The 13277-nt window shown below is 56.2% G+C and carries 9 protein-coding genes and 2 pseudogenes; 2 read left to right on the forward strand and 9 right to left on the reverse strand.

What is annotated here, in order from left to right; translation table 11 throughout:
- Both ACP5OT_RS05960 and ACP5OT_RS05965 read left to right on the forward strand, forming a co-directional pair.
- Positions 1 to 182: pseudogene (locus ACP5OT_RS05960) on the forward strand (transposase); the annotation flags it as partial.
- 127 nt (positions 183 to 309) lie between these two features.
- A pseudogene (locus tag ACP5OT_RS05965) lies at positions 310 to 982 on the forward strand (transposase).
- Here ACP5OT_RS05965 and ACP5OT_RS05970 read toward each other — a convergent pair.
- From ACP5OT_RS05970 to ACP5OT_RS06010, 9 genes are all read right to left on the reverse strand, one after another.
- The gene (locus tag ACP5OT_RS05970) at positions 941 to 3556 is read right to left on the reverse strand and encodes an ATP-binding protein (protein WP_428131636.1); all 2616 of its coding nucleotides are present in this window, start codon (positions 3554 to 3556) and stop codon (positions 941 to 943) included. The pseudogene ACP5OT_RS05965 and the gene ACP5OT_RS05970 overlap by 42 nt on opposite strands.
- A 62-nt stretch (positions 3557 to 3618) precedes the next feature.
- Entirely contained in the window at positions 3619 to 4308 is a 690-nt protein-coding gene (locus tag ACP5OT_RS05975; protein ID WP_424675131.1) for a lysophospholipid acyltransferase family protein, read from the reverse strand.
- A 186-nt stretch (positions 4309 to 4494) separates the two neighbouring features.
- Positions 4495 to 5970: a glycine dehydrogenase subunit 2 gene (gene gcvPB, locus ACP5OT_RS05980; protein ID WP_428112473.1), complete on the reverse strand. Its 1476-nt coding sequence runs from the start codon at positions 5968 to 5970 to the stop codon at positions 4495 to 4497.
- Positions 5963 to 6955, reverse strand: coding sequence for a phosphotransferase family protein (locus ACP5OT_RS05985; RefSeq protein ID WP_424675129.1), 993 nt, complete (start codon positions 6953 to 6955; stop codon positions 5963 to 5965). Before ACP5OT_RS05985 ends, gcvPB begins: the two co-directional genes overlap by 8 nt.
- Positions 6956 to 6991: 36 nt before the next feature.
- Entirely contained in the window at positions 6992 to 8326 is a 1335-nt protein-coding gene (gene gcvPA / locus ACP5OT_RS05990) for an aminomethyl-transferring glycine dehydrogenase subunit GcvPA (RefSeq protein WP_424675128.1), read from the reverse strand.
- A gap of 29 nt (positions 8327 to 8355) precedes the next feature.
- Complete coding sequence (gcvH, locus tag ACP5OT_RS05995) at positions 8356 to 8745, reverse strand: glycine cleavage system protein GcvH (protein WP_424675127.1); 390 nt, start codon at positions 8743 to 8745, stop codon at positions 8356 to 8358.
- 11 nt (positions 8746 to 8756) lie between these two features.
- The gene (gene gcvT / locus ACP5OT_RS06000) at positions 8757 to 9860 is read right to left on the reverse strand and encodes a glycine cleavage system aminomethyltransferase GcvT (protein WP_424675126.1); all 1104 of its coding nucleotides are present in this window, start codon (positions 9858 to 9860) and stop codon (positions 8757 to 8759) included.
- A 15-nt stretch (positions 9861 to 9875) separates the two neighbouring features.
- Positions 9876 to 11000: a CpXC domain-containing protein gene (locus ACP5OT_RS06005; protein WP_428112468.1), complete on the reverse strand. Its 1125-nt coding sequence runs from the start codon at positions 10998 to 11000 to the stop codon at positions 9876 to 9878.
- 76 nt (positions 11001 to 11076) lie between these two features.
- A complete protein-coding gene (locus ACP5OT_RS06010; RefSeq protein ID WP_424675124.1) occupies positions 11077 to 13239 on the reverse strand; it encodes a glycoside hydrolase family 2 protein in 2163 nt (720 codons plus the stop codon).
- Positions 13240 to 13277 lie beyond the last annotated feature (38 nt).

Here is a 13277-nt window from a genome sequence, read left to right on the forward strand (position 1 = left end):
TGCGCGGTACGCCCGGCGCCTCGGTCTGGCAACGCAACTATTACGAACACATCATCCGCAACGACGAATCCCTCAACCGCATCCGCGACTACATCATCACCAACCCCGTGCGCTGGCATCTGGACCGCGAAAACCCCGACTGCACCGGCACGAACCCAGAGGAAGCAGAATGGTTCGGGTAACGACGAGCTGGTGCGGGCGCGGTTGGAGAAGGCAAATAGTAGGGGCGGGTTCCCACCCCGCCCCAATCGTGAACCATCGTTCCCAACCCGCCCGCATCACAACCCTGAACGTCACCATCGCCGCAGCATCCGCCTGAAGGGGTACGATTATTCCCAGGCGGGGGCGTATTTCATCACCTGTTTATTCGTGACGCGTAGCCGGTATAGAGATCAGATACAATTATTCCCAGGCGGGGGCGTATTTCATCACCATCTGCACGCAGGACCGGGCGTACCTGTTTGGCGAGGTGGTGGAGGGGGAAATGCGGTTGAATACGTGGGGACAGATTGTGTGGGAAGAATGGTTTCGTTCCGCCGTCCTGCGTCCGTATGTACGGTTATGCCCGAACGAATTCGTGGTCATGCCCAACCATGTGCACGGCATTATCTGGATTGTAAATGATGACGATGATGTAGGGGCACGGCGGCGCCGTGCCCCTACAGGGGAACGATTCGGGGCCCCTGTATGCGGTTCGATTCCCACCATTATCCGGTCGTTCAAATCCGCCACAACCAAACACATCAACGCCCTGCGCGGTACGCCCGGCGCCTCGGTCTGGCAACGCAACTATTACGAACACATCATCCGCAACGACGAATCCCTCAACATCGGTACGGCGGATGGCGCCTTTGGGATACAGCGTGGGGTATGGCGCGGTAGGAGCACGGCACGCGGTTGGGGCACAACGCCGCCGTGCCCCAACGATATGCACGGGGTATTACAGCTCATCCGGAACGCGTTGCGTGGCATTCTGGATTAATTGGCTTATTTTGGTGAGCAGATCGTGGGAGCGGTAGGGTTTAGGTAAGAAATCGGTGTATCGATCAATCGGGAGCTTGCCGGTTACTACTTGCTCTGCATTCCCGCTCATCAAGAGGACCGGTAACTGTGGTTCATGCTGGCGGATCGCGTCGAGCAACTCAAGCCCGTTCATCCCCGGCATAGCCAGATCGACTAGGGCGATGGTAATCGGTAGCGTAGACTCGGTCAAGAGGGCGAGCGCCGACCGTCCATCACCTGCTTCAACCGTCACCATCCCGGCCCGCTCAAGAATACGGCGCAGTGTCGTGCGCACGGCTACGTCATCGTCAACAATAAAAGCGGTACCTTGCAACGTAATCGGCTTGGTGACGGTACCAGGAGCAACTGCTACTTCTTTGCTGGCCGCCGGCAAGTAGATCGTAAAGCTCGAACCAAGACCAGGAACACTTTCGACCTTGATGGCTCCATTGTGGCGACGAACGATCCCCTGAACGGCGGCCAATCCCAAGCCGTGACCCTTCGGTTTAGTGCTGAAAAATGGGTCGAAGATACGACGCATCGTGACTTCGTCCATCCCAATCCCGGTATCGCTGACTGTTAACGTCACATACCGGCCGGGTGGAATCGTCGGTGTCAGGTTCAGCCGGCGGAGATCGGTTGCACTTAAAGTGACAACTCTGGTACGTAACGTGACCGATCCTCCACGTTCGCCAATCGCTTCAATTGCGTTTGTTAATAAATTCAGTACCACCTGGCGTATCTGACTAGCTTCGACTACAACGGACGGTAGATCGGTGACCAAATCGTAGTGGATCGTCACATGCCCGCTCCGATGACTCGGTAAATGTAAAATCCCCCCCATCTCGCGTACCAACGTCGACAAATTAACTGTTTCGAGCGAGCGCTGACCACGCCCGGCGTAGGCAAGAAGTTGACTACACAACTCAGCAGCACGTTGGGCTGCTTGATCGATAGCAACTAAGTGCGGTTGCAGTTCATGGTTGGGATGGAGATCGAGCAACGCCAGACTGGTATGCCCCATAATACCGGTGAGCAAATTATTGAAATCGTGAGCAATTCCACCGGCAAGTAATCCTAAACTTTCGAGCTTCTGAGCCTGCAACATCTGGGTCTCGAGTTGCTGACGCTCTTGTTCGGCATATACGCGTTCGAGTGCAACGGCCAACACATTTGCCACGCTTCTCAGAAAAAAGACAATCTCGGCATCAAGCGGGGTCTTTGCGTAAGCCACCAGAAGACCGAAGAGCCTTTCGTTACCACGGATTGGCAAAGCAGGACCGGATAACCCCAGATCTGCGACACGGTCAGCTAACTCTGTGGGCAAGCAACTCCAACCGGGGTGGTCGGCAGGTAGTGAACGGAGGAAGGCAATCGACAGGGGAGCAGTTGGCACGTTTCCCCAAACCGTATGCACGCGCACTTCCCCTTCAGGATCGAGTTCTATAATCTCGATCCCATTCAGCAGTAAGGTTGATCCTATCTGCTCAGCCGCAGCAGCAAACAGGGCATCAAGGTTCGAGTTCGCCAACGCTTCACGGGCCAACGTTGCCAATTGCTCTTGGCGAGCTGCTAACTCGACCAAACGCTCATTAGCCCGTTGTAGCGGCGTCACATCTTGCATAGCAACAATGGCACATAATCCTTCCGGCATCTCGACGATTTCTGCCGCCAATTGTGCAAAGCAGGTCGTACTATCACTCCGTTGAAAACTGAACTCGACCCCGTATACACTACCTTGTTGGTGTAACGTTGTGGCAATTGTTGGCCATTTCGACGACAATTGTGACCAGTGTAACGAGCTGATCGGCTGTTTGATAAGCTGTTCACTACTCACCCCAAAGAACTCACGGCAAGCCGCGTTAGCATTGATGATCATCGCGTCTTGCAAACGCACAATAATCATCGCAAACGGGGCAAAATCGAAAAGACGAGCCAATTTCTCTTCCGACTCGCGCAGGTGTTGCTCGGTCGTTTGCCGTTCGCGCAGCTCCTTCTCTGTCTCCCGCAGTGATTGATGGAAATGCTGCATTAACTGGTCGATGAAATAGCTGCCCAACAACATGTACAGACTATACGCAATGAGCCATGACAAGGGCGAGTGGGCGAGCAGTGGTGATTGCAACTGATCGGCAAACAGGACGAATAGGCCCCCAACCCCAATCGAAAGCAACGCGATAACCCAAGCCCACTGGCGACCCAGCAAGACTCCGGCCATCACCACAACTATCGGCAATACTGCAAACGCCGGCGCAGCTATCCCACGACTCAGGGCAGCCGTCATCGTCAAGATAATCCACAATGATCCGATGATGAGCCAGCTTGCTTGGCGAATACGTTGCCGATGTACTAGCCAGAGCGCTCCCAGAAACGCTGTAATTAGGGGAATAACAACGACGAGCCGTAGGGGGAGGAGTGATAGATCAATCGGGCTGGCAATGGTATACACCAATACCGCCAAGAGACAAAAAAAGACCAGAACACGCAATAATTGGGCAACGTGCTGATGCATAAGTGTGGCAATTGCCGAGTCTGGATCGGAAAAAACAGCCATCTGTATCCTCCCGTTGCCGGCTTCGTCAGATATGATGCTGCTTACCAATCCAAACGTAGGGGCTAATCAGCCTGTTCTGACGACGTATCGACACTGTGGGCAAGCGCCATCCCGCTTAGTTGGACTATCGCCTCACGCACCTCATCAGCGGCCGTTTGCCACGTCGCACGTAGTTTCGGGTGGGCCTTGAGGTACAGCGGTTCACCAAACCGAACGGTGACTCGATATGGCCGCGGAATAATTTTGCCTTTGGGCATTACCCGATTTGTGCCACCAACATACGTTGGAATGACTGGTGTACCGGGAAACTCGGCGATCAAACGCCCAATCCCGCTCCGGAATGGACCGATTTCGCTGGTTGTGCTGCGGGTACCTTCAGGAAACAGCAGGAGGGCATATCCTTCACGTAACGCACGGGCAGCGTGACGAAGCGGGTCTTGACCACCGCGTCGGTCGCGCGCAACCGGTATTGCGTTGAACAGAATACGCGACAGGAACTGCATTACTCCGCCTTTGAAGAAATAATCTTGCGCGGCAGCGGCAACGAAGCGCGATCGGACTTCACGCGGCAAGACCGTATATATAACCGCAGTGTCGGCGTGGCTGGTATGGTTGGCAGCAATAATCAACGCACCTTCGCGTGGGATATGCTCGATCCCCTCAACACGCGGTCGTACATAGATCCGCACAAAGCTGCGGAAAAGCGCCGGAACAAAACGGGCCGCAACATGGCGGCTGCGATAGAGACTCATAGTCAATCCCTATGATGCCTAGTCTCGTGCTAGCGAATGGTTGCCGGTTTGACCAGAAGCCGTCTTTACCTTTCGTGTAGCGTGAACGTTATACGTTATTATACCGTCTTGTCCTCATCTTTGCGAGATACTTTTGGGTATATTGCGATGGCAGGGGTTTTGAAACCCCTGCCGTACCGGTTGTGGTTACTCACTTTGCAAACGCGCAATCGCTACCGGATCGTAGCGCAAGATAGGTTGGCGCGCAGCCCGTACTTCATCAAGCCGGCGCACCGGTGCTTTCGTTGGCGCCGCGTGCAGTACCTCCGGTGTCTCGACTGCTTCGCCGGCTATCCGGCGCATTGTGGCAATGAACTGATCGAGCGTTTGTTTACTCTCGGTCTCGGTCGGTTCGATCATCAACGCTTCGGGCACAATCAGGGGGAAGTAAATGGTCGGTGGATGGAAGCCGTAGTCAATCAGCCGTTTGGCAATATCGAGCGTGCGCACATCTTTGGGTGCACCGGCAATCTGCCCACGCAAGACCGTTTCGTGCATACAGATGCGGTCAACCGCTTGCGGATAAATGTCTTTGAGCATCACGCGCACATAATTGGCGTTCAATACCGCCGTTTCACTTACCGCCCGCAAGCCGGCAGCACCCATCGAGCGAATGTACGCCCATGCCCGCACCAGCATACCGAAGTTGCCATGGAACGCTTTCATCCGCCCAATGCTCTTTTCGGGGGTGAAGAACTCATACTTCCCGTCTGTCCGTTGGCGGACGCGCGGACCGGGCAAGTAGGGAGCGAGAGCCGTAGTACAACCGACTGCTCCCGAACCGGGGCCACCACCACCATGGGGTGTGGTGAAGGTCTTATGCAGGTTGTAGTGCATGAAATCAAACCCCAATTCACCGGGCTTGGCGATACCTAAAATGGCATTGAAATTAGCACCATCGCCGTACATCAGGCCACCGGCTTCATGCACGAGACGGCAAATTTCGACGATATGCTCTTCAAACAGGCCCAGCGTGTTGGGGTTGGTGAGCATCATACCGGCAGTACGCGGTGATAGCTTCGCTTTGAGATCGTCGAGATCGACGTTCCCACGTGCATCACTCTTCAACTCGACTACCTTCAAGCCGGCCATTGCCGCCGTCGCCGGGTTCGTACCGTGCGCTGAATCGGGCACGAGCACCTCGGTACGGTCGGTATCGCCGCGGTCGAGGTGATAAGCCCGAAAGACAAGAATACCGGTGAGTTCACCCTGTGCACCGGCAGCCGGTTGCAGACTAACGGCATCAAACCCACTGATCTCGCCGAGATACGTTTGCAACTCATACATCAGTTCCAGCGCACCTTGGCTGAGTTCCTCGTCTTGCAATGGATGGGCAGCGGCAAAGCCAGGTAAACGAGCAACCTCTTCGTGGAGCTTGGGGTTATACTTCATCGTACACGACCCCAACGGGTAGAAGCCGGTATCAATCGAGTAGTTACGCTGACTGATGCGAGTAAAGTGACGAACAACTTCCGGCTCGGTTAATTCAGGAAAACCGGCCAGATCATCTTGCCGCAGCAGCTCGGTGGGAAGAGGCGTCGGCTCAATCCCAACATCGGGGAGATTGACGCCAATTTTACCGGGCTGCGAATAGGTAAAAATAGGTGGTTCTTCATTATGCATAACCGTTAGCTCCATTCACGGGTTCATCGGGAGTAGCTATAACGGGCGGGGACTGGACGGTATCAAGTTCGGCAGCAATATGGAGGGTCAAATCGGCACGCTCGCGTTCCAGCAAGAAGGTGAGCCGATACGGTAATAGGGCGAACTCCCGAACCTGATCATAACGACGGTCGGTCGTTTCATCGTAAGCCGCACCGTAACCGACCCGTAGACCGAAATAGGCAGGATCGGCAAAGTTGAGTTGCAACGCGACGTGGTCCCAACCCGGACGCCAAGCTTGGGCGAAACCCCAGCCGGTAATGCCCACCAGCCGCCAATCACGTTCACGGCGGCGTACAATAAGGCGACGCGGGTGGAGATCGCCGTGGACCAGACACGCCGGGCGTCCGGTAGTGGTCAACCATCCGGTGAGACGAGTTTGCAACCACGCACTCTGCTCATCCGTCAACTGGCCACGGGCTACCGCCGCTGCGGTGGCAACGGCTACCCGATGACGCAGATAGGCAACATCAGCGCCAGGAACCGCAGGCTGATCGGCAGGGGTTGGCAAAGCATCTGGTTGTAACGGGCCATAGTGCGGTGTCGTATAGCTATGAACCCGCGCCAGTGCCGTGGCTAGGGTCCGCCCAATCGCAAAGCGCGATTCTTCATCGATAGCGGCGATGACTTCGGGCAGTGGTGTTCCGGGAACATAGCTGAGCGCCAACGCCGGCGGGTCGTCGCCCTCAGCATCGATTTCAGCCAAGACCGTAGGCAGTGGGAGATCGATTTCAGCACGCAAGGTGCGCAGCGCCAATGCCTCGGCACTCAGTGACTCACCGGCCCATTGATCGACACCGGCCGGTAGCCGTACCACAATCTGGCGATCGCTCAGCGACACCAACAAACTACGCACACCGAGCGGCGCCGCGTCGCGGATCCGTGCTCCGGGCAAGAGACGGTTTACCAACCGTTCGATTTGGGGCAGTGAGAGTTGCTCAACCATTGTTCGATCACTCGCCAACCGTAGGCAGGAACAGCCTCAGAGAGCAGCCAATGCCTGCACTAACCGATCAATATCTGCCGGTGGATTCATCTCGGTAACGGCTAGTAGCATCGCATTGCCCAACTGTGGCTCATCGGCACTGAGATCATAGCCACCGATGATCCCTTGTTCACGCAGCGCAGCGTTGATCTCAGCGACCGGTCGTGGGCACTGCACGACAAATTCGCGGAAAAATGGCCGGTCGGCCAGCACGCGATAGCCAGGCAGTTCGGCAATTCGGCGCGCCGCATACTGCGCCCGTTGATAGGTAATTTCGGCCACCTTGCGCATCCCACGCTTACCCATCAGCGACATATAGACCGCCGATGCTAACGCCATCAACCCTTGATTGGTACAGATATTACTGGTGGCCCGTTCACGTCGAATATCTTGTTCTCGAGCGCGGAGGGTCAGCACATACGCCATGCGGCCATCGACATCTTTCGTCACACCGACAATCCGACCGGCAATTTTATGCACATATTTTTGGCGGGTGGTGAAGATACCGAGGTACGGGCCGCCAAACGACAACCCTAGGCCAAGTGGCTGCCCCTCACCGGTCGCAATGTCAGCACCTGCTTCGGCTGGGGTCTGGAACAAGCCAAGGGCAATCGGATCGAAATGCACGGCCAGCAACGCACCGCGCGCTTGCACCTGCGCCCCTAGCCCGCGTAGATCGTGCAACCGACCGAGGAAGTCGGGATTTTGCACGATCAACAGGGCCGTTCGGTCATCGACCTGGGCCAACGCTTCAGCGATCCCACTTCCTGGCGTCTCATCACCGACAATTTCGACATCGAGACCTTGCAAGTAGGTACGGAGCACAGCGCGATACTGTGGGTTTACATTCCGGGCGACCACGATTTTGCGTCGGTTACGCACCACGTTGAGCGCCATAATGGCCGACTCGGCCAGTGCAGTCGCGCCATCGTAGTGCGAGGCGTTGGCAATCTCCATACCGGTGAGTGCACAGATCAGGCTCTGATATTCAAAAATTGCCTGAAGTGTTCCCTGACTAATCTCCGGCTGGTATGGCGTGTACGCTGTATAATATTCACCACGGCGCAGAATCTGATCGACTGCCGCCGGGACGAAGTGATTGTAGGCTCCTGCACCGAGAAACACACAGTACCGACGGGTATGGGCATTCAGCTCGCTCATCCGATGCAATTCGGCCATGATCTCCGGTTCAGAGAGCGGCGGCGGCAATCTGAGCGGTGGGAAACGATACGCTGCCGGTACATCGGTAAACAGATCGGTGATGTCGCTCACGCCAATCGCCTGCAACATCTCCTGTCGATCGGCATCGGTGATCGGAATATAATGGGTCATAGCACATTCCGTCTAGACTATACAATTAATCAGTGATCGATTTCAGCCACATACGCCGCATAGGCTGCGGCATCGAGTAATTCCTCGCTCATTGCACTCGGACGTACCCGTAGCATCCAGCCCGTACCATACGGATCGTTGTTGATCGGTGATTGATCGCTCTCTAAAGCAGTATTAACCGCTACCACTTCGCCGCTCACCGGCGCATAGAGGTCCGAACTCGCTTTGACCGACTCAACTACGCCAAAACTTTCGCCGGCGGTAATGGTTGCACCGACTGCCGGCAGTTCTACATACACCACATCACCAAGAGCATGCTGCGCATAGTCGGTAATCCCGATCACCACTTCATCACCCTCTTGGCGCACCCACTCGTGAGTTTTGCTATACCGCAGATCGGATGGAGTATTGTAAACCATGTCGCACTCCTCTAGCGCTTATAGCGCGGCTTATAGAATGGCATCTTTACCACACGCGCCCGAACGGGACGTTCGCGGATTACAACATCGAATTCACTCCCCTCGCTACTCAGGTCGGTCGGCACATATGCCATCCCGAGCGGTCGGCCAAGGGTGGGGGAGGGCATGCCACTGGTCACAAATCCCACCGTTTCCCCACAAACCCGCTGCACCGGATAGCCACTGCGGGCAATCCCCTTTCCAACCATCTCGAACCCAACCAGGCGGCGACTAATACCGGCCGCTTTTATCGCCTGCAACGCCTCACGCCCGATAAAATCACCTTTATTCAATTTCACAACCCAACCCAAACGCGCCTCGTAGGGGTTAATCGTCTCGTCAATTTCATGACCGTACAGGGCAAGGCAAGCTTCAAAGCGCAAACTATCGCGAGCACCGAGGCCACAGGCTTGCACGGCGTTGCCACCGAGTGCCAACAGACCATACCAGAAACGTTCGGCGGATTGGGCCTCGAAAAAAATCTCAAAACCATCTTCGCCGGTGTAGCCGGTGCGAGCGATTAACGCATTTTGCCCGAAGATCGTCGTCATGGCAACACCGTGGAATGGCAACGAACCGATGTCTGCCGTCGTTGAATCTTCAGCACCGGCCAACAGATGCTCTGCCTGCGGTCCTTGGAGCGCTAGCATCGCCCACCGCTCAGAGCGATCTTCGATCTCTACTTCAAACCTGGTGGTATGCTGCTGCAACCAATCCCAATCTTTCGCACGATTGGCAGCATTGACCACCATCATAAACTCATCGGGCAAATGGTAGAGAAAGACATCATCAACAATTCCACCATCAGGCCGGCACAAAAGACCATAACTGGCATGACCGAGCGGAATTGTGCTCACATCGCACGTGACCATCCGTTGCAGGAACGCTTCAGCCTGCGGGCCGCGGATCATAAACCGCCCCATGTGACTAATATCGAACAACCCGGCTCGATTCCGCACCGCATGGTGTTCGTCGATGATACCGCGGTACTGCACCGGCATCTCCCAACCGCCGAATTCGACCATGCGCGCGCCCATTGCGAGGTGCGCGTTGTAGAGAGGAGTTCGTTTCAGCATACCCATTTCCGTCAACTATGAACGGTCTTCTTCCAACCCGGCGCGCACACGGCGCAACATTTCCCGACATGCTATCGCATGACGCGCTAACTCTTGGTCACCGCCGACACGAGCCTCGGCAGCAAATTCCCAGAGTGCTTGTTCGGCAGGCTCACTCAGCAAGAGTGGGTACTGCTCAAGGACGTGAACCATCGTCGCTTCATCCTCGGCGAGTAACAGCGCTTCAATCGCCGTCTCCAGATCGGCAGGCGATACAGTCGAAGCTCGCACTGTAGCCAGCGCCATCCGCCGAACTTCAAGGAGGTGCGCCATCTGCTCTGCTTCAGCGGCGAGGGCCAGCTCGATTTCGGCAGCAAGTAGCTCATCAACTTCAGGCTGTAACAAGAAAGGATAGCGAGCAATCACCTGTTTGAGTTCGGTATCACTCTGTGCACCGAGGAGCGCTTGCAATGCCTCCGGTGGGATCGTAGTGAGAGGGGCCGGCTCGCGCGGACGCTGCATATCGGTCAGCAACGCACGCGCGTTACGGAGTGCTTGGGCAATCTCCCGTTCGCCCTGCGTGTCGGCAACCTCGGCCAATTGATCCAATGTTGTGCGTGTTGCCGGTTCGAGCAATTCGGGATGGTCAACCAGTACCCGTTCAAGTTCGGCCGTTGTATCGGCTGCCAACAACGCCTCGACGGCGGCCAACAAGGGTGGTGGTTCGGTGACAGGTGGCGGTGGTGGTGGTGCAACAAGACGACGGCGTGCATCGAGTCGACGCAACAGATGGGCAAGCCCACTCATGTCCTGCGCAATATCGACATCGGCAAGATAGGGACGGCGCTGTTCGGGATCAATCGAACCGACTAAGAGGGCATGGAGATTGCGCGCTTGGTCGCGGATCTCATGATCGGCGGCACCGGGAGTAGGTGCAAACAACACACGACGAGCACGGGCATCGTGGTACATCAACGGTGCACCTGCCGGCCCACTCGCCTGACAGTGTGGGCACACCACAATATTGATCTCTTCGCGGCGGAGGGCAGCCGCCGCCTCCGGCTCCTCGTCGGCATCAACAATCAACCAGATGTCGGCGTGAAACTCACCGCCACAATGGGGACACGTCAATTGGGCCTGCTCGCGGTACGAGATGGGCATACGTTCTTGCACCCTTGCCAATCGGCAATACTTGCTCTCCGCTGTATTGTACCATCAGTCGCCACTCAGCATGATGTTACCGATTGGCATTGGCCGCCGCAACAGTGAGACGATAGCGATTGACGAACTCCGGTCCGGCTCCGACGAGACGTAGTTCGACGGTATAGCGACCGACTCGGATCGGAGTGAGTCGTAATCGGTCGATCTCGGTCGCAAGTGAGTCGGCGGGGAGATCAAGATAGCGCACCACCGTAGCCAGCTCATGATCGTCAGGATCGCGCAGGGTGATCGTTACTTGGGCACCGACGAGCGGTTGACGAGCATCGTTCACGGCGTAAATCGGTAGATCGACCGCTTCACCGATGGTAAATGAGCGCGGTTCGATTAACGTAAACACGTACTGTGGGCGGAAACTGTCGCGCAGCGCATAGTACGAACGTTTGGGAACCCGCCAATAATCGACGACACTCCACAGCACTGCCGGGTAGGGATCGACAAACAGAAAGGCAATAATTCCACCGGTCGGACGGTACTTGTGGTATCGTAGCCGGTCGATGTAAAAGCGGTTGAGTTCGGCCTGATAGTTCTGTGACATCTCAACGACTTCGGCCAGCGACGCAGCCTGACGCCACGGATACCACGCCGACATGATCTCAGCTTGTAAGCCATGACGCTCCACGAGACGAGCAATGGCCTGATCGTCGAGGGGATCGGGCATAAAGCGCAGGCAACTCTCCAGATTTGGAAAACTTTGTGCCCCGAATTCGGTAACGAAGCGTAAATTACTCGGAAACCGCGCCCGCACCGCTTCCCCGTCGGCCAAGGTGCCGTAGGTGCGGTACCAGCCGAAGTAGGCATGCGCATCGGTTCCACTGCGCAGGTATGGCACGTCTGGCTCCCCCGATGAGCGCACGACCGGCCGTGTGGGGTCTTCTTCTTCAGCAATCTGCTTCAATTGCACATCCATCACATCGCGGTTCCAGCTAAACGTGAAGGCCGACTGATACGTGCGTAGCCGGGCAGCGAGCGATTCATCGGCGGTATCTTCAAGATGGATGGCCTCGTTGTGCATACACCAGATCGCGATGCTGGGATGATTACCAAGCAGCCGTACCATGGCGCGCACCTGATGGCGAGCAGCCGGGAGAACTTCTGGACGGTAGAGCCATTGCAGGGGAAAGTCTTGCCAGAGCAATATCCCCGCGGCATCAGCAGCATCGTAGAAAGCCGGGTGATCGATGTGAGCGTGAACGCGCAACATATTCATGTGGCAATCGCGGGCCAATGCGAGATCATAATCGGCGCGTTCACGGTTCATCGTCGCAATCCGCATATCGCCAGGTGGGTAGTTATTGCCTTTGACGAGAAACCGCTCACCGTTCAAATACGGGATCCAATCGCGCAGTTCAAAGGTGCGGATACCGTAGGCAAACGATTGCTCATCACTGAACAGGCTATCGAGCCAGATCCGCACCGTCACCTGATACAGATCGGGACGGCCAAGATCGTGTGTCCACCATCGGCGCGGTTCGCGGAGCTTGAGCAAACCCTGCACGGTTTGAACGCCACTGCGCAGTCGGCGTTGGATCACGGTCGTTTGCGTCTCACCATGGAAGGTCAGTGGCGTAAAGCTGATTTCACAACGGATCGTTGTCGCTTGGGCTGCGTCGAGATCGAGCGCAAAGCGCAATTGCGCAAGGCGGGCATCGCACTGCTCGGTACGCAAACGCGCTTGCCGCAATCGTACCGGTCCGCTCCGATGAAGTTCGACCGGCAACCAGATACCACCCGGGTTCGTCTGGGGATCGAAGCAATCCCAATGGGAAAAGACACCGGTGATCATCCGCTTGCCAACCTTATCGTGCTCGTCGGGGCAATCCAGCTCGATGAGTAGCGTATTGTGCGTTTGCAGGAACGTCGTTATCTCATGCTCAGTTGGTTCGAAGTAGCCTTCATGCGCACCAAAGTCGATCCCGTTGAAATAGGTACGACGATAGTAAAACGCACCGTTGATCCGCAACCAACGGCGCTCGCCTTCGATCCGGTCGTGAGGAGTGGGGTTGATGAAGCGGCAACGATAGACTACCTTGCCGCTATGGCTCTCGAGGCCGGGTAACTGCTGCCAGTGTGCCGGGACGATAGCCGGCAACCAACCCTGATCGTCCCGCGGATAGATACCTTGACTGAATTCGGTAAGTGGGCGAATCTGCCAACCGTCCTTCAGCGTCGAAAGGTACATAGGCGAATGCTTTGGTGAACGCAATGCGTCGTGATTTC

It is taken from the genome of Chloroflexus sp. (assembly GCF_049970315.1).
Taxonomy (GTDB): domain Bacteria; phylum Chloroflexota; class Chloroflexia; order Chloroflexales; family Chloroflexaceae; genus Chloroflexus.

Coding starts and splice junctions, on each gene's coding strand:
- gcvPA (WP_424675128.1), bottom strand. CDS start 8,326: ATGACCCATTATATTCCGATCACCGATGCCGATCGACAGGAGATGTTG.
- ACP5OT_RS06005 (WP_428112468.1), bottom strand. CDS start 11,000: ATGCCCATCTCGTACCGCGAGCAGGCCCAATTGACGTGTCCCCATTGT.
- gcvPB (WP_428112473.1), bottom strand. CDS start 5,970: ATGCATAATGAAGAACCACCTATTTTTACCTATTCGCAGCCCGGTAAA.
- ACP5OT_RS05985 (WP_424675129.1), bottom strand. CDS start 6,955: ATGGTTGAGCAACTCTCACTGCCCCAAATCGAACGGTTGGTAAACCGT.
- ACP5OT_RS06010 (WP_424675124.1), bottom strand. CDS start 13,239: ATGTACCTTTCGACGCTGAAGGACGGTTGGCAGATTCGCCCACTTACC.
- gcvH (WP_424675127.1), bottom strand. CDS start 8,745: ATGGTTTACAATACTCCATCCGATCTGCGGTATAGCAAAACTCACGAG.
- ACP5OT_RS05970 (WP_428131636.1), bottom strand. CDS start 3,556: ATGGCTGTTTTTTCCGATCCAGACTCGGCAATTGCCACACTTATGCAT.
- gcvT (WP_424675126.1), bottom strand. CDS start 9,860: ATGCTGAAACGAACTCCTCTCTACAACGCGCACCTCGCAATGGGCGCG.
- ACP5OT_RS05975 (WP_424675131.1), bottom strand. CDS start 4,308: ATGAGTCTCTATCGCAGCCGCCATGTTGCGGCCCGTTTTGTTCCGGCG.